Origin of the sequence: Bifidobacterium vespertilionis, from assembly GCF_008698145.1 — a bacterium.
In the GTDB taxonomy this organism is placed as follows: Bacteria; Actinomycetota; Actinomycetes; order Actinomycetales; family Bifidobacteriaceae; genus Bifidobacterium; species Bifidobacterium vespertilionis.
Map to the genome: position 1 here is coordinate 197,353 of NZ_RZNZ01000002.1, position 21,470 is coordinate 218,822.

Sequence of the window (21,470 nt, forward strand, 5' to 3'; positions counted from 1 at the left end):
ATGATGATTCGTGAAGAACAAGATGCGAATGTTGCTCAGGAAATAGGTATGCCCTTTGTGTGGCCTGCTGAGAAGAGTTTGTCCGATCCGAAAGTAGCTCTGTCCATTTTTCGTACTATTGTTACGGATCAACAGGTTAACATCTTGCGAGCCTCTTCTTTGCGCCTTCCCTCGGGGAGAAATCAAATCAACACATATGTCATGATGAGTAAAGGTACGACATTATTTCGTGATTACAGCTTGCATAGTGGCAGATGGATCACTGCCGAGGAGTCTCAGAATCGTAATATCGCGGTAAGCACGTTGTCTGCACAGGCCTTGGGTGTGGACGAAGTGGTTGGTGTGCCGAATGTGGTTGGTGATCGGTATGACCTTACAATTTCTTCTTTGCAATATGCTTTTACCTCTTTGACCACTTCGGGAACATACGTTCTGGAAACACATGACGTCGGTCAATTTCATAATGCAATGAAGTATCTACTTCAGCTATCATTAGAGTATGAGCCAAGTTTGACAATTGAACAATTTGAATACAAGAAAACACAGCAAAAAGAAATAAATTATGGAATAGTTATTATTACTGCTGTTTGTATTATCGCTGCATTATGTGCTTTAGTATTATCTATTATTTTAGTGGCAAGATATGGTAAAGGGATAGGTGTAATGAGGTTGTTAGGTTATTCTAAACGAAAAGTTTGGTGGCAAATCAATGGGCGGTACATTTCACTTTTTTCTTTGATTTCGATACTGATTGGTGCAATAATACTGGCTGTATTACATAATGTTGATAGACGTTTCGTGTTCCATTTGTATGGTAGTATGATTGTTTCTCTATTATTCTGTATAACTGCTGCATATTGCACAAGTATGATAATAATATCTCGTATTAAAATAAGTGATTTAATTAAAGGATATCTGTGATGAGGAAAAAGGTAAATGTTGAAAGTCGTTCAAATGGCTTGAATGGCCTTCTTGTTGCTGTGATGATCTTTAAGATTCTTTGCATGGGAATAATGGCTGTTATTATACTCATTGCGGGAAGTCAGTTATCTGAGTTTCGTGTTAAGCAAGCTGAAGCTCAATCATGGTCTAAAACAAACGATTACGCTGTATTTTATCCTCATATGATCGGTTATGATACGTATGAAGGGCAAAAGCGTCCTGCTTTTCCTCAGAATAAGGTTAATGAGGCTACCACTTTATATGAAGAGCTTAATCGTCGTGGATCAATTTTCATTGATGCAGAGCCGTATGAGGATGCTTCTTTGAATAAGCATATTGAGGGTTTGCCTACTCCTTCTATTCAGGTCAATATAAACTATCTCAATCAATATCCTGTTTATGATGTTGGTGGTTCTACTGTAAAAATTGGCGAGGATGACTACAGTTGGATTGTTCTTGTTCCTGATAAATACAAATCGCAAGAAACATCCATTAGACAAACCATAAAAACTAAGCGTGAGGATCTTATGTCATCCGAAAAGGAAATTACAGGACGTGATCCTTCGATTCAAGTTCAACATGTAAATATTCGCATCATATGGATTCAGTCAAATCAGAAAATCTTTAGTTTTGATACGACTGTGAATTCATCCGACAATAATATGATTACTGATCCAATTATTGAGGTAATGACGAATAGTAATAGTCTTACTTGGGACAGATTGAATTCCATTAACGGTGAAATTGATACTAGACTTAAAGTCAAACTTGTCAATGGAAGTGTTCAAGATACTATGCGTGATCTTCAGCCATTACTCAAACAATTGCAGCTTGATGATAATCTTCCGTATTTGGTGCGCGTCAGTGATGCCAAACTGCAGGAAGCCTATGATTTGCAGCAAACGGCAACCTCATTAGGTATTGCTTCCATTGTTATGCTTCTTGTTGCATTGCTATTGGAAATTGTCATCGTAAGTATATCTTACGCTTGTTATGCAAAACGGTGTGTTGTACGTCGCCTTCTTGGTTATGGGAAGATGGCTTCGCAACGTGAATCTATCCGTATGATCATCATCAGTTGGATTATACAAAATGCTTTAGGTATTGTTCTTGCTTTTTGCTTCAGCAAATTTGCTGGACTGGAGTTATTGCCTAGGTTTGCTGTGCCGCTCGTCTTGATTCTTTTTGCTGTTGGTATTGTTGAATTTCTTGTTATGTTTGCAGCTATGAGCCTTGTTGAATCCCGTTCCATGGTTCGTCAGTTAAAGGAGTTTTGATAGCCATGCCCAGTCCTAATTCTAACGTCCCTGCGTATGTCCTTACCGGTATTGGTAAGACGTTTGACGGTTCATCTGTGTTCAATGATGTCAATTTACGCATTGAACAAGGTGAAATGATTGCTTTGACTGGTCAGAGCGGCTCCGGTAAGTCAACATTGTTGAACATTCTGGGTCTATTGCAATCCCCTGATCGTGGACGAATCCGCATTTTAGGGCAGTCGGCACCTAAACCACGTAGTGATAAGGCGACCCAATATCTGCGTTATAGTATTGGGTATTTGTTCCAAAACTATGCTCTCATCGACGATGCCACCGTCAAATACAACCTCGGTCTCGCATTGGCCTATCGGCCCAAGGAATCGTCGGGCCGATCGGACGGGAAGCAGCTTATGGTCCAGTCGTTGCAGAGCGTGGGTCTGAATGCCGGTTATCTTGACCGACCCATCCACACTCTGTCCGGCGGCGAGCAGCAACGTGTGGCCATTGCCAGACTGCAGCTCAAACCATGCTCCATCGTGCTCGCGGACGAGCCGACTGGATCGCTGGATGAGCGTAATCGTGATGGTGTGCTGAATCTGCTGCATCAGCTTAATGCGGCGGGCAGGACGATCATCATCGCCACGCATGACCCCGTGGTGGTTTCCCAGTGCGGTCGTGTGATCGCTCTGGAGCAGTACAAAGATCAGTAGATGATCTGAATCGCCAAGCGGTGGGATGCCCGAATGGGGTCACTGGTAACAGGATGTGCGATGGTAAGGATCCTTCTACTTGCGAGCGAGATAATGAGCAATGCGAAAACACGAAGGATCCTTCGCTGTGCTCAGGATGACGGGAATGGGCTTCGTCATCCTGAGCGTTGCATAGGCCTTACTCCGTCATCCTGAGCGGAGCGTAGCGAAGTCGAAGGATCCTTAATTGTGTGTATAGTTAAGGATCCTTCGACTCCGCCCTGGCGGGCTTCGCTCAGGATGACAGAAGGGGAACCGCGCCGCGCTCAGGATGACGGCTGGGCGACCACACTCGCCCAGAATGGCGGTGGGATTGCCGATTCGCGCGGGCGCCGGCGGTAGAATGGCTGGCATGAAACGGTCTGATTGGAATCAGGGATGGGAGTTCCGCAAGGTTGCGGACGAGATGGGCAGGCGTCTTGGCGACGGGCCGTGGCGGGCCGTGGCGCTGCCGCACGACGCGATGGTCCATGAACGGCGTGATCCAAGCACCCGCAATGCGTACAACACCGGGTACTACCCGGGCGGGGAGTATGAGTACCGCAGGCGGTTCGAGGCGGACGGGGATGCGTGTGGCGTCTCGTTAGCCGCTGAAGACGCCGACCCGTGGCTGCTGGAATTCGAGGGGATCTACCCCGGCGCCCGCGTGTGGATCAACGGGCGGATCGCGGCCGACCAGCATTACGGGTACGGGGACTTCACCGTGGACGCGCGGCCGTTCCTTAAACCCGGCGCGAATGAGATTGTGGTGCGTGTGGACAACGCGCAGGTGCCGAACAGCCGGTGGTATTCCGGTTCAGGCATCTACAGGCCCGTGTGGTTGTGGCGGCGGGACGGCGATAACAGTGATTATCTGAGTGCATATGACGATTCAGCAGGCATGGCCTTCTCACAGGTGATCCGTCCGGATGCGGTGCGGGCGCGCACGATCGGCGTGGATACGGATGGAACGGCCACGGTCGGCGTGAGCGTGGAGGGCGTAACTGGAGAAACAGAGGATCCGATGCCGGACATCGTTGTGCGCATGGACGGACCGGACAAGGGATCGTACGCCTTCGTCGCCACCGGACCGGCGGATCACGAGGTGCGCATCGCCATCCCGCGCGCAAGGCTGTGGTCACCGAATGAGCCGAACCTGTACCAGCTGCACGTGGAACTGCGCGATCCGCGCACTGGAGCGATCATCGACCGCCACGATGAGCATTTCGGCATCCGCACGCTGACCTGCGACGCCCGCCGCGGGCTGCGGATCAACGGCCGTCGCGTGGCGCTCAACGGCGGTTGCGTCCATCACGACAACGGCATCCTGGGCGCGGCCACATGGGATCAGGCCGAATTCCGTCGCGCGCGCATCCTCAAGGCCGCCGGATTCAACGCGGTCAGGTCCGCCCACAATCCGCTCTCCAAGGCCTTTCTGGACGCCTGCGACCGCATCGGACTGATGGTGATGGACGAGGCCTTCGACATGTGGTGGATGCACAAGACCAGCCACGACTTCGCCTCGCACTTCCGCGACGAATGGGCCAAGGAGCTTGCGGCCATGATCCGCAAGGACCGCAACAGGCCCAGCGTGGTGCTCTACTCGATCGGCAACGAGATCGCGGACACCAAATCGCCGCGCGCCGCCGTACAGGCCCGTCGCATGGTGAACCTCATCCGCACGCTCGACGGCACCCGGCCCGTCATCGACTGCGTGAACACCATTTCCCTCATGCTCGCCGCGAAGACCCGCGCCAAGCCGGACCAGTCCGATCCGCGCGTGGAAGGGGAGCCTGGACTCAACACCACGCTCGAGCACGCCTCCGGACCGGCCATGCTCACGCTGATCGACCGGCTCATGCCACTCGCCCTGCGCACCGGGATCATGGGCCGGCAGACGCGCGACGTGTTCCGCAAGGTGGATGTGGCCGGGCTGAACTACTGCAAGGAGGGACCGGCGTACTTCCACCGTCGCAATCCCGAGCGCGTGTTCTGCGCCAGCGAGACCTATCCACAGGACATCATCCGCAACTGGCCGGAGATCAAGCGGCTGCCGTACGTGATCGGCGATTTCGTGTGGACCGGTTGGGACTACATCGGCGAGGCGTCGGTGAGCGCCTGGGCGTATGCGGGCGCGCGCGAGGCCGGGGGATGGGAGCGGCAGTTCGGCGACCGGCTTGGCCTCGCCGGCATCCGCACGGCCCCCTACCGGCGCTACCCGGCCCTGCTGGGGGCGAGCGGACTCGTCGACATCACCGGCCGGCCCACCGAGCAGGCCTACTACCGCATGATCGTCACCGGCGTGCGGCACGCGCCCTACATCACCGTGCGACCCATGACCCTGCTGTACGGCGGTCCGGTGGGCGGGCACAACATCGGCTCGCGCATCCTCGACGGCGTGCTCAACACGCTGCGGCTGAGTGGCTATGATCGCCGGCACGGGCTCAACCGGACCATGCGGTTCATCGAACGCGGGCATGACGGCGTGCGCAGTTGGTCGTGGCGGGGTTTCGAGGATCGCACGGCCGCGGTGCAGGTGTTCTCGGGCGGCGACCGCGTGCGGCTGGAGCTCAACGGCCGGGTGGTTGACGAGCAGCCGGTGGTCCGATGCTGTGCGGAGTTCCTGCTGCCCTACGAGCCGGGGGAGCTGACGGCCGTGACGTTTGACCGGGATGGCAACGAGCTCGGACGGGATGCGATCCGGTCGGCCGGACGCGAGGTGCGGCTGACCGCGACGGGCGTGGAGCGGCTGGCGTCGCCGTATGCGCGGGGTGATGGGCGTTTCCGTGAGGGGACGCTGATCTACATTGATCTGGCGCTCACGGATGGCGATGGCGTGGTGCAGTCGGCCGATGATCGTGATATCGCGGCGGCGCTGAACGAGTCCGCACGGAACGCCGGCGTGGTGTTGGAGGGCGTGATGAGCGCGAATCCGATCACGCCGGACGAGTTCGCCGACCCGCGGTGCACCACGTACTTCGGCCGGGCTCAGGCCGTGCTCCGTATGCCGGGGGAGTTGGCCGATCTGCCGGCCGATGCGGCGATCGACGTGCGCGCCGATGGGCTGCCGGGGCTGAGCGTTGGGCTGGGCGCTCCGTCATCCTGAGCGCAGCGCAGCGGGCACTCCGTCATCCTGAGCGCAGCGGAGCGGAGTCGAAGGATCCTTAACTTTATGCGCAATGGCCAAGGATCCTTCGACTTCGCCCTAAAGGGCTCCGCTCAGGATGACAAAGGCTGCCCGCTTAACGGCTCAGTGCTCAGGATGACAAAGAGGACGCTCAGCCCAGCCGGCCGTTCTCCATGGTGAGGATGCGGCTGGCGTGGGCGAGCACGGCGGGGCGGTGCGAGACGATCAGGTAGGCGCGGCCGTGCTGCTGGTCGATCAGCGCGCGCATCACCTGACCCTCAGTGAGCGCGTCCATGTTGCTGGTCGGCTCGTCGAACAGCATGAACGGGGCGCGGCTCAGGAAGGCTCGGGCCACGGCCACGCGCTGCTTCTGGCCGTCGGACAGCTCCGAGCCGTTGCGCAGCAGCATGTGGTCCAGACCGTCGGGGAACTGGTCGATCACCTCGTCCAGGCAGGCCGCGTGCGCCGCATCGGCGATCTCCTCGCGTGTGGCGTCCGGGCGCGCGACGGCGATGTTGCCGGCCAGCGTGTCGGAGAAGATGAACGTGTCCTGGCTCACCAGCGTTTCGGCGGCGCGCAGCGAGGCGGTGTTGATGTCCTCGATCGGTTGGTCGGAAACAGTGACCTTGCCGCCGGTCACGTCGCGGAAGCGCATGAGGATGTCGATCAGCGTGGACTTGCCGGCGCCGTTCTCGCCCTGAATGCCGATCACATCGCCCGGGTTGATCGTCAGATCCAACCCCTTGAGCACGTTGTCGCGGCTGTCCGGGTAGTGGAAGGTGACGTCCTCGGCCTTCAGGCCGGTGAACGCGCCCAGTTTCGCACCCTCGTCGCTCTCATGCTCGCGCACGGCGGGCGTCTCATCCATCAGCGCGAACACGCGGCGGGCGGCGGCGAACGTGGGCTGGATGCCGGAGCCCAGACGGGAGACGGCGATCAGCGGCGGGAACGACACGGCGAATCCGCCCAGCGCGGCCAGCGCCAAGGCCGGATCGGCCAGCGAACCGGACTGGATGAGACTCCACGCGATCGCGGCGAACGCGACCAGGCACAGCAGGGTGAGCGCGTCGGTGATGATCGAGTTGAGACCGGTGACCTTGCGGGTCTTGCGGCGTGCGTTGGTCATCGCATCCGTGTCCGCCTTGAGACGATCGCGCGTGTTGCGGCTGGCGCCAAGGGCGATCAGCTCGCGGCGGCCATCCAGCGACTCCAGCAGATCGGTGTGCAGCTGCCCCTGGCGCTCGCGCTCCTGCAGGGCCGTGCGGAACGTCACGTCCTTGAACGCGAACGGCAGCGCCAGACCCACCAGCAGGTAGGCCACGAACGCGGCCAGGCCCAGCCACGGGTTGATCACGGCGAGCACCACGCTGTTGACCACCGTGCACAGTGCGGCGATCGCGATGGGGGAGAGGGTGTGCGCGTAGAACAGCTCCAGCAGCTCGATGTCCTCGGTGAGCATGGTCACCAGATTGCCGCGGCCGCGCTCCTTGAGCTTGGCGGGCGCGAGCCGGCGCATCGTGTTGAACACCTCGGTGCGGATGTCGCGCAGGAGGCGGAAGGCGAGCTCATGGTTGTTGAGCTGTTCGCCGTAGGCGCACGGACCGGCCAGCAGACCGCAGACGATCGCGGCGACGACCTGCGGCCAGAACGCACGGCCCTCGTACCACGAGACGGCCCCGTGGACGCCCAGCATCACCGCGAAGACGGCGAGCAGATGGCCCAGCGAGCCGCAGGCGATCGCCTTGAGCTCCACGCCGGCCAGAGGACGGATTTGCTTGAACATGCGTGCGATCATCGTGCCGCCTCCGTGCTGTCGATCGTGTTGGCCGTGTTGGTTGAGTTGGTTGAGTTGGCTGAGTTGGCCGCGCCGGCGGCCGTGTTCTCGATGCGTTCCTGCTCCTGCCATTCGGCGGCGAACAGGCCGTTGCGGGCCAGCAGCGAGTCGAAATCGCCGCGCTCGGCCACCGAACCGTGGTCGAGGACGATGATCTGGTCCGCATTGCGCACGCCGGCGAGCCGGTGCGTGATGGTCACGACCAGCGCGTTCTGCGCGAGGACGGTCATGAGGTTGGCAAGGGTCTCGTCGTGGTCGCGGTCCACGGCGCTGGTCGCCTCGTCGAAGATGTAGATGGGCGTGTGGCGCAGCAGGCCGCGTGCGATCACGAGACGCTGCTTCTGGCCACCGGAGAAGTTACCGCCCTGCGGGCCCACCTTGGCGTCGTAGGCGTTATCATCACCGGCTCGACCGGCGATCTCGCGGTCCATGTCCACGCCACGCAGCACGTTGTCGAAGGCCTGGGCGGAGTAGCCGTGGGCGGCCGGATCGAGGTTGTAGCGCAGCGTGCCGCTGAACAGGTGGTCGGTGCCGCGGATGGGCGTCTCCACGTCGATGAGCTGTTGCTGGGTGAGGTCGCGCAGCTCCACGCCGCCGATCCTCAGGCTGCCGGTGTAGTCGCGGCGCTCGCCGGTCAGCAGGCTCACCAGCGTGCTCTTGCCGGAGCCGGAGGGGCCCACCACGGCCACATGGCCCATGACCGGCAGGTCGAGGTCCACATCACGCAAGGCGGTGAAGCCGTTCGGATAGGCGAAGGTGAGGCCCTTGGCCTTGATGCCGTCGTTGATGTTGAGCGGCTGGGGCTTGGCCGGGGCTTCGGCGGGCTGAGCGGCTTCGTCCGTGTTGTTGTTGGCTTCGTCTGTGTTGTTGTCGACTTCGTCCGTGGCGTCCCCGTTCCGGCCGACGGCGAGGGCCGCGGCGATCGCCTTGCCCTGCTTCATGGCCACGACCGCCTGATGGGTCAGGTACACGAGCTGGCGCTCCGGGGCGAACAGACGCACGCCGGCGATCACCACGATCGCCGTGGTCATCAGCGCCTCGGGGCTGCCCGAACCGGTCAGCGCGGCGATGAAGGCGGCCAGAATCACGGAAACGTAGATCACCAGATCGGAGGCGATCAGGGAGCGCAGCTGCCCGGCCAGCACGGCCATCGTGATGCGGCGGAAGCCCTCGGAATCGCCGTACAGACGCTCGGCCTCGCGCTCGTCCGCGTGGAAGATCTTGAGCGTGTTGAGACCGCGCAGGGCCTCCTCGAACCGCAGGCCCACATGCTCGTACTGCTTGAGCTGCTTGGTCTGCACGGCCACGTCCTTCTTGCGGGAGGCGTTCGCGGCCATGGGCAGGACGCCCATGCCCAGGATCAGGATCAGGCCGGCCGCCCAGTTGAGCGGGATGATCGTCACGGCGGTCACGACCATCATGGCCATGACCTGCACGAAGTTCGGGATGTAGCCGGTGAAGTAGTTGATGATCGCCTTGACGCCCTCCACGGACAGCATCGCGAGGGACTGGTTGGCAAGCGGCTTGGCCTCATCGTCGCGCTGCGCGTTGCCGGACTCGTTGCGATCGGCCTGGAACATGCCCATGTACATCGCGTCGGCGAGGGCGTCGTTGATCGCGCCCGCAACCTGCGTGGACAGCGCGTTGGCCGCCCATCCAAGCGCGAATTTCACGATCAGCAGAATGATGAGGACGATCAGCGCCACCGTCGCATCGCCGGTCACGGGACGCGTCCATGCCGGGACGCCCAGTCCCAGCAGATCGCCCGCCGTGAAGCAGATGACGAGCACCATCGCCACCTCAATGAGCGACCCAAGGGCCGCGAACAGACCAATGAGGACCGACCGGCGCATATCCGCGCCCGGCAGTCCCGTCAGAACTATGGAAATCATGCAATACCCGTCTTGAATGAGCGAAACTCTTCCAAGATTTCAGACTAACAGGAGCGCATGGGAAGCTCAAGAGGCATTTGGGACGCACGTGGAAAGGGGAAATGGCCTTTCCCTTTTCCCCTTTCCACGTGCGCCGTATGCGTTGGATGCGTGTTGGATGCGTGCCAGAGGCGTGCCAGAGGCGCGCGGATCTACAGCGTGACGGTGGCGGGCCCCTCCACGCGGGAGGTTGCGCCGTCGACCGTGACCTCGGCCGTCGTGAACGCGGGCACGGTGAGCGTCAGGGCGGTCCTTCCATCCTTGCCCTTGGCCCGTGCGGCCGCAACCGAGATGGGACCGTACGGGGTCGGGATGGTCGCGGAGGCCTCGTGGTTCGGGGCGAGCTGCGGGCGCACGGCGAACACGCGGTATCCGGGTTCGATCGGACGTATGCCCAGCATGCCCTGCGGCAGCAAGTACGTCGGGCTCGCCGCCCACGGGTGCGAATAGGTGGTGTTGCCCTTGATCGACACATCCCATCCTTCGGAGGTGCCGCCGGCGCCGGAGAGGATCATGTTCCACCAGCTGCGCGGATGCTCGTGCGAGGCGATGAGCCGGTTGGCCGTCTCGCCGAAGCCGGCGCGGTACAGGCCCTCAAGCAGCACGGCGGCCGTGTACACGCTGCACGCCATGCCCTTGGCGGCGAGGAATCGGCCGATGCGCGGGATGCGGTCGACCGGGACTTCGGCGAAGGCCAGCGCGAACGCCGAGGCATGCTCGGCCGCATGATCGATCGGCCTGCCGTCCGCGCCGGTGTCCAGACCATCCACATAGGCGCCCTGGAAATCGTCGAACAGCTTGGCGTGGATCGCCTCGCGCATGCGCTTGGCCACGGCTGCATAGCGATCGGCATCCTCGGCATGACCCAGCGCGCGGGCCAGATCGGCCATGTCCGCATAGGCCTGCGATGACAGGGCATTGATGACCGTGTTGACGCGGCCGAACGTGAAGCCGTCGCGCTCCGCCGGCGGCCAGTCGACCAGATCGCCGTCGGTCATGCTCGAATCGCCCGGATCCTTGACGATCAGGCCGGACGTCTCGTCCAGATACCTGTCCGGCAGCAGCGACTGCAGATGGCTGTACTCGCGGCGGGCCTGATCGAGGCTGTCGGTGGACATCCATCCGTCGTGCACGGCGAGGATCAGATACAGCGGCCATTCGGTGGGCCAGGTGCGGTTCGAGATAAGGTAGTCGATCGAGTACTCGCCCAGGCTTGGCGCATCGTCCAGCGCCAGATGGGACCGCCACTGCAGCCACGCGTCGGCCTCGTAGGCGGCGCGCTCGCGGGTCCAGGAATCGGCGTAGATCGGGCCGTTGAAGGCCTCGATGGTGTTGCGGCAGAAATTCCACACCGTGTTGATCGTGCGGTTGTCGGCATGGAATTCGGCGGAGGCGTTGTTGATGGGGTAGACGATCGCCGCCGCGCTCACGGATTCGGGATGGCTGGCGATGGCCTGGACCGCGGCCTGAGAGGCGGGGTCGTCGGCGCCGATGATCTCCACGTAGCGGAAGACCTTGAGGCCCCAGGATTCGAGATCCTTGCGGGATTCGGCGGCTGCGTGGGATTCGGCGGCGATGCGCCAGGTCTCCTCGTAGGTGTTGAAGGCGCTGAGCTGGTATTTGACCGAGCCGTCGGCGTTGAGGACCTCGCCGTAGCGGATGCGCAGGGCGATCGGGGCGGGCTCGGTTTGCGCGGTGGGCTCGGTTTGCGCGGTGGCGGACGTGACTTGCGCGGCGGACCCGGTTTGCGCTGTGTTCTCGGTTTGCGCTGTGTTCTCGGTTTGCGCGGCGGGCCCGAGTGCAGCGGGGACGTAGCGGATGCCGCCCATCCACGCGCGGCCGAAGTCGAGGATCACGTGCCCGTTGTCCGTCAGCGTGGCCTTGGCGGCCGGCTTGTACTCGACCGCGACCTTGTCCGTCGGGGTCGGGACGAGTTGCGCGAACGCGGGCTTGGCGATGGCGGCCGGCCAGTCCGTCGGGACGGATGCGGCTTCCTGGTCGGTCGGGACGGTTGGGACGGCGATTGGGGTCGTGGCGGCGACCGGGGTCGTGGCGTCCGGGTCGCTCAGGGCGAAGGGATAGAAGCGGGTGTCCAGATCCTCGGCGGGGGATTCGCAGTACTGCGTGCCGGTGGACAGGGAATCGGGATATGCGGCGTTGCCGACAATGCCGGTCCATTCGCCGGTGATGATGTTGTCGCCGGCGTCGTTGCTGCGGATTGGTGATCCGGCGCCCGTGCCGAAGTGGAGCACGCTGCCGTCCGCAAGACCCAGATCGAGCTGGGCGAGGAACCGCTGATCCTCCAGCGTCCAGGCGATCACGCCGATCGCGTTGCGCTTGCCGGAGCGGATGAGATCGGTCACGTCGAAGCCGTCCGTGCGGGCCTCGTCGCCGATCGGGAATGTGGGGCCGAGGCCGACGAACGCGTTGTTGAGCCACGCACGGTACACGAACTGGCGGCCCGGCTTGACGCTGGCGGCGGTCATGTGCAGCGTGGCCCACAGGACAGGCTGGTCCGGCGCGGTGAAGACGCCGCGGAGGAACGCCCATCCGAGGCCGTTGTGCTCGGTCTGCTTGATGGTGGGACGCTGGAAAAACGCATCGCCGGCATCGCTCGATTCCTCGGTGAGATGAGAGAAGACCGGCTCGTACTGGTCTGTTCCGGACGGCGATTCCGCTTCGGACGGTGACACTGCTTCGGACGGATCGGCCGCGGTGGCATGCTGGATGGCGGTGGACGGATCGGCCCAGATCGGGGTGGCCTTCCAGTCGTTTTCGGCCGGTGCCGTGCCGAACGTGACGACGGCGCTGTCCTGCGTTGCGCCCGCCGAGGCGTCATCGACGGTCAACCAATAGCGGCTGGAGTCGAGGGGATGGAATCCATCGAGGTCCAGCGTGGGGAGATCTACGGTGGCCGACTGCCAGATGGGCTTCAGGCTCGTCACGTCGGGACGGCTGTAGATGCTGACGCGCCACGGGCCGGTCCCCGATTCGGCGGCTGGCCACCATCTGACGCGTATGGGCTTGGCCGGATCCAGATCCACCGGCTCGATGCGATCGTTGATGCGGATGTGGCGGACATGACTCGCTGTTGTGCAGCTCATGGCAATCCCCTTTGATCGGTTTTGGTCATCTTCAATCAAGTATAGACGATGAGGCGATGCGTCCCATTTTGGATGCAGGACGCTCTACCTGTCGCTCTACCTGTCGCTCTACCTGTCGCTCTACCTGTGTCTCAAACCGCAACCCTTTTCGAAACCGGATGCGAATTCGGACACGCCATGTCCCGTCCGTGTCTCATTTCGCGTCCCATTTCATAACTGGATGCGAAATGAGACACAGAGACCCCGTTTTGTGTCTCATTTCGCAACCCTTTCCAGTCCCATTTTGGATGGGTATTGTTCGCTGGCTGGCGAGGCTCGCCAGTGGGTGTGGTCCGGCGGATGGCGTGGTTTGGCGGATGACGTCTCGGTATGGGATTTGGCATGGGACGCGATGTGGAGTTTCGGTGGGAAACTGTGACGGCGTCTGGCCGGAAGGGGTCGAAAGGGGTCTGCGCCAAAAACAAATTGGACCATCCGAATCTGATGGGTTCGGATGGTCCAATGGACAATGGACTTGGACGGACTCGGTTTTTCATCGGAGAAGCCGTGGGACGTCGCCGCCCGGCTGTGTCTTTCCTTCGTCCGTTCTCGTCAGTTCTCGGCTAGCCGATGGAAATGCCTTGCGGACTTACTGCAGTGCCTTGGCGCCGATGTCGTGGCGGTAGAACATGCCGGTGGTATCCAGTCCGTCGATGATGCCGTACACCTTGTCCTGCGCGGCCTTGATGCTGTCGGCATGCACCTGCACGAACAGTACGCGGCCGGAGTTCGCCACGAGCGAGTGCTTGTCTTCGCCGGCGGCGACGCCTGCATAGTAGACGTGGGAGTCCTCATCCACGGGGATATCCGGGATGTGGGCGCCCTTGATGACGTTGTCCGGATATCCGTCGGAGGCAAGCACCACACCGAGGGTGGCACCCTTGTCCGTCCACGTGAACTCGGGGGTCTCGTTGTTGAGGATGGCGGTGATGCCGGCGTTGAGGTCGGAGGTCAGGCGGGGGAGCACGACTTCCGTTTCCGGATCGCCGAAGCGGGCGTTGAACTCGATGACCTTCGGACCATCGGCGGTGGCGATGAGACCCGCATAGAGAATGCCGGTGAACGGCACGCCCTCGGCGACCATGGCCTTGCACATCGGCCGCACGATCGTTTCGATGGCGGTGTCCACCACATCCTGACCGATCTGCGGGACCGGGCTGTATGCACCCATGCCGCCCGTGTTCGGGCCCTTGTCCCCGTCATAGGCGCGCTTGTGATCCTGCGAGATCGGCATGGGCCAGAACTCCTCGCCGTTCACGAAGCTCATGAGTGAGAACTCCTGTCCCTCGAGGAAGTCCTCGATGACGACCTTGGCACCGGCAGCGCCGAAACGGTGGTCCACGAAGATGTCCTCAAGCGCCTTCAGCGCGGTTGCCTCATCCATGGCGACGGTCACGCCCTTGCCGGCGGCCAGGCCATCGGCCTTGATGACGATCGGAGCGCCATGCTCGCGCACGTACTGCTCGGCGGGCGCCAGCTCATCGAACGTGCGGTAGGCGGCGGTCGGGATGCCGTAGCGTTCCATGATCTGCTTGGCGAAATCCTTGGAGCCCTCGATTTGGGCGGCGGCCTTGGTGGGGCCGAACGCCTTGATTCCAGCGGCTGCGAAGTCGTCGACGATGCCTTCCATCAGCGGCACCTCGGGACCGACGAACACCCAGTCGATGCCGTTGTCCTTGACGAAATCGCACAGTGCGGCGTGATTCGATGTGGACAGCTGCGAGGTCTTGATGCCGTCGCGCTCCATACCGGGGTTGCCGGGGATGACGGTCACCTCGTCGACAGAGGGGGAATTGAGCAGCGTGTACGCGATGGTGTGCTCGCGCGCGCCCGAACCGATGACCAGAACCTTCATGTTTGTCTGCCTTTCCATATGGCCCGGAGTGGACGGCTTCGATCGTGTCCGCCGCCCGACTGCCGGACCTTCTTTACTCGTTTTACGGCTTGTGCGTGACGTCCGTGGAGGGGATTCCGCCGCCGATCCGCGTCACAGACCCTTGTGCAGCTGGACACGAGTGCCGTCCACATCCTTGACGATGCGGCCGACGGTGTAGTGGGTTTCGTTCTCGGCATCGAGGATGCGCTCAACCTCTGCGACCTTGTCCGGATCGACGACAAGCACCATGCCGACACCCATGTTGAAGATGTTGTACATCTCCAGCTCATCGACGTTGCCGAGCTTGCGCAGCAGCTGGAAGATCGGCGGAACCTGCCAGCTGGTGATGTCGAAGGCGGCCGCGAGCCCCTCGGGGATGATGCGCGGAACCTTCTCCACGAACGCGCCGCCGGTGATATGCGCCACGCCGTGCAGCAGATCGTCGCCGGCGAACAGCGGCTTGAGGGCCTTCGCATAGATGCGGGTGGGCTTGAGGATTTCCTCGCCCAGCGTCTCGTCGCCCAGTTCGGGCAGCTTGGAATCCACGGTCAGGCCATTGTCCTTGAACAGGATCTTGCGGACCAGCGAGTAGCCGTTGGAATGGATGCCGGAGGAGGGCAGGCCGATGAGCACATCGCCCTCGGCGATCTTCGTGCCGTCGATGATCTTGGAACGCTCGACCACGCCGACGGTGAATCCGGCCAGATCGTACTCGTCGGGATCGTACATATCCGGCATCTCGGCCGTTTCGCCGCCGACGAGCGCGGCCCCGGCCTGCACGCAGCCGTCGGCCACGCCCTTGACGACCTGTTCGAGCAGCTGCGGGTCGTTCTTGCCGCAGGCGATGTAGTCGAGGAAGAACAGCGGCTCTGCGCCCTGGGCGAGGATGTCGTTGACGCACATGGCCACGCAATCCTGGCCGATGGTGTCGTGCTTGCCCATCATCTTGGCAACCATGAGCTTGGTGCCCACGCCGTCGGTGCCGGAAACCAGGACCGGCTCCTTGTAGCCGAGGGACGCCAGATCGAACAAGCCGCCGAAGCCGCCGATGCCGCCGGCGCCCGGGCGGGCGGTGCGTGCGACGTGCGACTTGATGCGCTCGACGACTTCATAGCCGGCTTCGACGCTCACTCCGGCGTTTTCATAGGCTTTGGGCATTGATGGTCCTTTCTTGGTGCCACTTGTTGGCGTACTTGTTGGTTGAAATTATTCGGAGACGGTCTCGTCGGTGATTTCGGGATGCCATTCGCCGGGCTTGAGACCTTGCTGGCAGGAGTATTCGTTGCCTTCATAGCGGCTGCTGTCCAGGGCGAACTTGGGCAGGCGGACGCGGTCCTCCGGGGTCAGCGACTCGAGGAATTCATGCTCGTAGTCGTCCAGTGCGGTGGGATAGTCGCCGTTGAAGTAGGCGACGCACAGTCCTCCATACGGGGCGTCCGCATTGAGGCCGATGGATTCGACCAGACCGTCGAGGCTCAGGTACGCGAGGGAATCCGCCCCGATGTACTCGCGGATCTCCTCCACGGACTTCTTTGCGGCGATGAGCTCCTTGGTGGTGGAGATGTCGATGCCGTAGAAGCAGGGGTACTTCAGAGGCGGGGAGCTGATGCGCATATGGACTTCGGCGGCGCCGGCCTCGCGCAGCAGCTGCACGATGCGCTTGGACGTGGTGCCGCGCACGATGGAATCGTCGATGACGATGACGCGCTTGCCTTTGACCACGCCTCGCACGGCGGACAGCTTCATGCGCACGCCCTGCTCCCTCAGCTCCTGGGTGGGCTGGATGAACGTGCGGGCCACGTACTGGTTCTTGATGAGACCCATCTCGTTGGGCAGTCCGGTGGCCTCGGCATAGCCGGATGCGGCGGAAAGGGAGGAGTTCGGCACGCCGATCACCATATCCGCGTCCGCAGGCGCCTCCGCGGCCAGACGGGCGCCCATGCGCTTGCGCGCGGAGTGCACGTTGATGCCGTAGATGTCCGAATCCGGGCGGGCGAAGTAGATGAATTCCATGGAGCAGATGGCGAGCTGCGTCTCATGCGTGTACTGGACGATCTTGTAGCCGTGGTCGCTGACCACGATGATTTCGCCGGGGCGGATGTTGCGCACGAGTTCGGCGCCCACCACGTCCAGCGCGCAGGTCTCGGAGGCGAGCACGTAGGCGCCGTTCTTCATCCTGCCCAGCGACAGCGGACGGAAGCCGTTGGGATCCAGCGCGCCGATCATCGCCGTTTCGGTCATGAGCAGATAGGCGAAGCCGCCATGCACCGTGTTGAGGGCTTCCTTGAGCTTGTCCATGAACGTGGGCTTGGAGGAGCGGCGGATGAGATGCATGAGCACCTCGGTGTCGGAGTTCGAGTGGAAGATGGCTCCCTCATCCTCCAGATTGCGGCGCAGTGTGCGGCAGTTGGTCAGGTTGCCGTTGTGGCACAGGGCCATGTCCCCGTCGTGGAAACGGAAGATGAAGGGCTGGATGTTGTCCGTGCTGCCGGATCCGGATGTGGCGTAGCGGACGTGTCCGATGGCGCGGTCTCCCTTGAGACGCTCGATTTCGCGTTCGTCACCGAAGACCTGGGTGAGCAGACCCAATCCGCGGTGCCCGATGAGGTGACCATGGTCGTTCGAGACGATTCCGGCTCCCTCCTGCCCGCGGTGCTGCAGGGCGTGGAGGCCGAAATACGTCAGACGCGCGGCGTCGGGATGGCCCCAAACGCCGAAAATACCGCATTCCTCATGGATGTCTTCAAGCTCGGCCGACATATAACCGGCATCCTTCCATTGATCGTAGTTCCCGAGGTATCGCCGTTTCGATACTGCTCCACGTTACCAATCACCGGCTACAACAATGTTCTGGAAGGTGCGACACTCCTTGTGCCTCAAGGAAATTCGCCGCGTGTCGAACTTTTGTTCGAGGAGTGTGGTAAGCTGAATGCAGATTCGAACAAAGGTTCGAGTTTGTATCGCCGTTTCGATGTTGTCCGTTGTCGAATTGGAAAGGAGGATGATATGGAACAGCGCACGTATCTGGCCATTGATCTGAAGTCGTTCTACGCGTCCGCGGAATGCGCATCTTTGGGACTTGATCCGTTGACCACCAATCTGGTGGTGGCGGATGTGAGCCGCACGGAGAAGACCATATGTCTGGCGGTGTCGCCGTCGCTCAAGGCATATGGCCTGTCGGGGCGTGCCCGGCTGTTCGAAGTGGTGGAGAGGATGCGCGCGGTCAATGAGGGTCGTCGCCTGCGGGCGCCGGGCCGTGTTCTTCGCGGCAAATCCTGGGATGCCGGACGGTTGGCGGGCGAACCGTCTCTGAAGGCATCGTATCTTGCCGTCAAACCGCGCATGGCGCACTATCTGGAGGTCAGTGCGCTCATTTACGGCATCTACTTGCACTATGCGGCGCCGGAGGACATCCATGTCTATTCGATTGACGAGGTGTTTATCGATGCCACGCGGTACCTGCGGTACTTCGGCATGACGGCGCATGATTTGGCGAGAACGATCGTCCGCGAGATCCTGCGACGGACGGGCATCACCGCGACGGCGGGCATCGGCACCAATCTGTATCTGGCGAAGGTGGCCATGGACATCGTCGCCAAGCACATGCCGGCGGATCGCGATGGCGTGCGCATCGCGGAATTGGATGAGCGGTCGTATCGGCGTCTTCTATGGGGGCATCGGCCGCTCACGGACTTTTGGCGGGTCGGTCGGGGCTATGCGCGGCGTCTTGAGGCTCATGGATTGATGACCATGGGGGATATTGCGCGGTGCTCCCTTGGGCGTGCGAACGAGTTCTACAACGAGGATCTGCTGTATCGCATGTTCGGGGTGAATGCCGAGCTGCTCATCGACCATGCGTGGGGATGGGAGCCATGCTGTATCTCCGATATCAAGAGGTACAAGCCGTCCGAGAATTCGATCAGCTCCGGTCAGGTGCTGCATTGCGCATGCGCCTACGAGCGGGCGCGGCTGATCGTGCGGGAGATGGCGGATGCCATGGCTCTGGATCTGGTGGATAGGGGTCTGCTGGCCGGTCGCTTGGGCCTGTACGTGGGCTATGACCGGAAAACGGGGAGTGAGGACGCCGTGGAGGAGAAGGGAACCGACCATTATGGAAGGACGGTTCCCAAGGCGGCCAATGCCGTCGTCTCACTGCCCAAACCGACGGCATCCAGTCGTGTCGTCATCGCCGAGATCGAGCGGTTGTATGACCGCATCGTCGATCCGCGGCTTATGGTCCGGCGGATCACTGTGGAAGCCGGAAGCGTACGGCCTGAGGGTGGGATTGATGAGGCTGAGTGCGGTGTTGATGAGGAGCACGCCTCCATGAGTGCGGAATTGGGACGATCATACCGGCAGCTTGATCTGTTCGCCAACATGGATGAAGTCGATGACTCCGGCTGTATGAATGCGATCGGCGAAACCGACGGGTGCCCGGCTTTGCTGAAAACGGACGGGCATGAGCGACGGGAGATCGATGCGCAGAAGGCCATGCTCGCAGTCAGGAATAAGTTCGGAAGGAACGCCGTGCTGCGTGGAATGAATTTCGAGACCGGCGCCACCGGACGCATGCGCAATGAACAGATCGGAGGGCATGCCGCCGGAGAATCCCGTGTGGGGCTCGCCATGAACGGAGATGAAAGATCTGGTGGCGCAGTCGTGGTCTCGCGTAATGGGAATGGCCTGGGGATGCGACCGGTGTGGATTGATGGTGAGCGGCAGGTATTCATGCCCGAACGCCAATGGCCGCTCGATCGGAAAGACTCGGCAAAGTCGGAGGCTATCCATAGTGGAATCCCCGTCGGCCCAAGGCAGGGGAGTGATGCGGCTCCGGCGATGCGGAGAACCGACCGATACAACGACATCCTTGGCGTTCCTCATCATCGCTCCGATCGGCATCCTCCCATGGGCAGATCCAATCGTGCGGCGCAGTTCATGCCGTTCGCGGCCCTGACTGGGTACGAGGCCAAATTGGAGGCCATGATCGAGCGCATCAATAAGGAGTACCGGGAATCGGACGGATATGAATCCCCGGAGATCCGTGAGCAGATCGCCAGTGAGCGCAGGGAACGGATCGAGCAGCTGGCTCGTCGTCTGCAGGCAGTTGGCGATCGGCCGCATTCCGTTGCCGCGCAGAGGGACCGGCGACGGTTGGGAGAGGTTCTTGAGGAACGCTACCGCGAATACCTCGAGGAGTTCGGCACGGGAGAAGATTATGCGGGAGAAAACCATGAAGGACAAGATTGCATGGGAGAAAAAACGTGGGAGAAGACAAGAAGACAGCAGGGGTGAAAACGGCGCGGGTGAAGAACGCGGAAGAGAAGACCGCGGGAGACGGGAGAGAAGACGGCGCGGGAGAAGGCCGCGATGCGCCATGCTGACCCGGAGCCGGGTCGCACAGGCCCCGGAACGGACTGGCATTACCCGGAAGCATGAAGGCGGGTAGCCGATGCATGGCCCATGTGACGCATCTCATATGCCGGGATGCGTGGCGAAATGAAGAACACTGGCAGACTGGAATCGTGAGGAAGATGCAAAATAATACATTCGAACAATCCCGGAATCCATTGCAAACGCCGGAACCGGATGACGTGACGACGGCAGATGCAACCCCAACCAAGCCGAAAAGCAGTGATGGCGGCGCCCCGATCGCCGGTGTGGCGGCCGCTCCCGCCCCGCAAATGCACCCGTTGTTCCCCGGTCGCACATTCATCAGCACCGTGCTCGACGCGCTCGACAGCAAGGAGGAGATGACCGGCAAGCTGCGCGGCAAGTACCTGCAGCGCGCGGTCATGGCCGGATTCTTCGTGGGCCTGTTCTTCACCACGTTCTTCGCCATCAGCGCCACATTCGCCGTGCTTGGCCCCCAGATGGCCATCGCCGGCAAAGTGCTCGCCGCGCTCACCTTCGGATGGGCGCTGGTCCTCATCTACTACACCAACTCCGAGCTGCTCACCTCGAACATGATGGTCATTTCGATCGGCGCCTACCACAAGCGCATCGGCTGGCTGCACTCCTTCCGCATCCTGGGTCTGTGCCTGCTCGGCAATCTCGTCGGCGGATTCATCATCGCCGTGCTGATGCGCTTCTCCACCATCACCGGAGGCAACATCCTGCCCACCATGACGGCCGCAGCCCTATCCAAAACCGACTATCTCCTGCAGGGATTGCCGGGCATTGCGGATCTGTTCGTGCGCGCCATCCTGTGCAACTTCTGCATCAACATCGGCATGCTCATGGTTTACAACGGCAAGCTCATCAACGACTTCACCAAATGCGTGATCATGGTGGTCGCCGTGTTCGTCTTCGCCTACCTTGGACTTGAGCACTCCATCGCCGACTCGGTGCTGTTCCTCATCGTCGGCCTGCATGGCACGCTTAACCCCTGGCTGTGCATCGGCACGATCATCGTGGTCCTGCTTGGCAATTTCGTGGGAGGTGGCATCCTCATCGGCATGAACTTCGCGGTCATGAACGACATGTCCCGGCCGAACAACAAGCATCCTCAGGTCGCCGATTTTGACCATTCCGCGCTCGAAACCCTGGAGGCCCCGCATCCGGCCGGATTGTAGCCATTCATCGGCTGTCCGCCTCTAACGCCCAGCCGGCCCATCGGCCCATCCCATGGCC

The 21,470-nt window shown here is 61.1% G+C and carries 11 protein-coding genes and 1 pseudogene; 6 read left to right on the top strand and 6 right to left on the bottom strand.

Going from position 1 to position 21,470, the window contains the following annotated elements; genetic code table 11:
• From EMO90_RS02200 to EMO90_RS02215, 4 genes are all read left to right on the top strand, one after another.
• Positions 1–921, top strand: a complete 921-nt coding sequence (locus EMO90_RS02200; RefSeq protein ID WP_150353858.1) for an FtsX-like permease family protein — start codon at positions 1–3, stop codon at positions 919–921.
• A complete protein-coding gene (locus EMO90_RS02205; protein WP_150353857.1) occupies positions 921–2,219 on the top strand; it encodes a hypothetical protein in 1,299 nt (432 codons plus the stop codon). Before EMO90_RS02200 ends, EMO90_RS02205 begins: the two co-directional genes overlap by 1 nt.
• A 5-nt stretch (positions 2,220–2,224) precedes the next feature.
• The gene (locus tag EMO90_RS02210; RefSeq protein WP_150353856.1) at positions 2,225–2,911 is read left to right on the top strand and encodes an ABC transporter ATP-binding protein; all 687 of its coding nucleotides are present in this window, start codon (positions 2,225–2,227) and stop codon (positions 2,909–2,911) included.
• A 391-nt stretch (positions 2,912–3,302) separates the two neighbouring features.
• On the top strand, positions 3,303–6,035 hold the full coding sequence (locus EMO90_RS02215) for a glycoside hydrolase family 2 TIM barrel-domain containing protein (RefSeq protein ID WP_190971982.1): 2,733 nt from the start codon (positions 3,303–3,305) through the stop codon (positions 6,033–6,035).
• 172 nt (positions 6,036–6,207) lie between these two features.
• Here the strand turns inward: EMO90_RS02215 and EMO90_RS02220 are convergent, their stop codons facing one another.
• The 6 genes from EMO90_RS02220 to purF all read right to left on the bottom strand — a co-directional run bounded on the left by EMO90_RS02220 (position 6,208) and on the right by purF (position 17,600).
• Positions 6,208–7,839, bottom strand: coding sequence for an amino acid ABC transporter ATP-binding/permease protein (locus EMO90_RS02220; protein ID WP_190971981.1), 1,632 nt, complete (start codon positions 7,837–7,839; stop codon positions 6,208–6,210).
• 8 nt (positions 7,840–7,847) lie between these two features.
• The gene (locus tag EMO90_RS02225; protein ID WP_150353853.1) at positions 7,848–9,782 is read right to left on the bottom strand and encodes an ATP-binding cassette domain-containing protein; all 1,935 of its coding nucleotides are present in this window, start codon (positions 9,780–9,782) and stop codon (positions 7,848–7,850) included.
• A gap of 191 nt (positions 9,783–9,973) precedes the next feature.
• Positions 9,974–12,925 carry an alpha-L-rhamnosidase-related protein gene (locus EMO90_RS02230; RefSeq protein WP_150353852.1) on the bottom strand — a complete coding sequence of 984 codons (2,952 nt, stop codon included), beginning with the start codon at positions 12,923–12,925 and terminating at the stop codon, positions 9,974–9,976.
• A gap of 628 nt (positions 12,926–13,553) precedes the next feature.
• Positions 13,554–14,819, bottom strand: coding sequence for a phosphoribosylamine--glycine ligase (gene purD / locus EMO90_RS02235; RefSeq protein ID WP_150353851.1), 1,266 nt, complete (start codon positions 14,817–14,819; stop codon positions 13,554–13,556).
• 132 nt (positions 14,820–14,951) lie between these two features.
• Positions 14,952–15,998 carry a phosphoribosylformylglycinamidine cyclo-ligase gene (purM, locus tag EMO90_RS02240; protein ID WP_150353850.1) on the bottom strand — a complete coding sequence of 349 codons (1,047 nt, stop codon included), beginning with the start codon at positions 15,996–15,998 and terminating at the stop codon, positions 14,952–14,954.
• A 48-nt stretch (positions 15,999–16,046) separates the two neighbouring features.
• Positions 16,047–17,600, bottom strand: coding sequence for an amidophosphoribosyltransferase (purF, locus tag EMO90_RS02245; RefSeq protein WP_223849727.1), 1,554 nt, complete (start codon positions 17,598–17,600; stop codon positions 16,047–16,049).
• Positions 17,601–17,846: 246 nt separating this feature from the next.
• Here purF and EMO90_RS02250 point away from each other — a divergent pair.
• Together EMO90_RS02250 and EMO90_RS02255 are read left to right on the top strand one after the other, a co-directional pair.
• Positions 17,847–19,442: pseudogene (locus EMO90_RS02250) on the top strand (Y-family DNA polymerase); the annotation flags it as partial.
• Between the two features lie 989 nt (positions 19,443–20,431).
• Positions 20,432–21,412 (top strand): formate/nitrite transporter family protein, encoded by a 981-nt coding sequence (locus EMO90_RS02255; RefSeq protein WP_223849726.1) that lies wholly within the window; start codon positions 20,432–20,434, stop codon positions 21,410–21,412.
• Positions 21,413–21,470 lie beyond the last annotated feature (58 nt).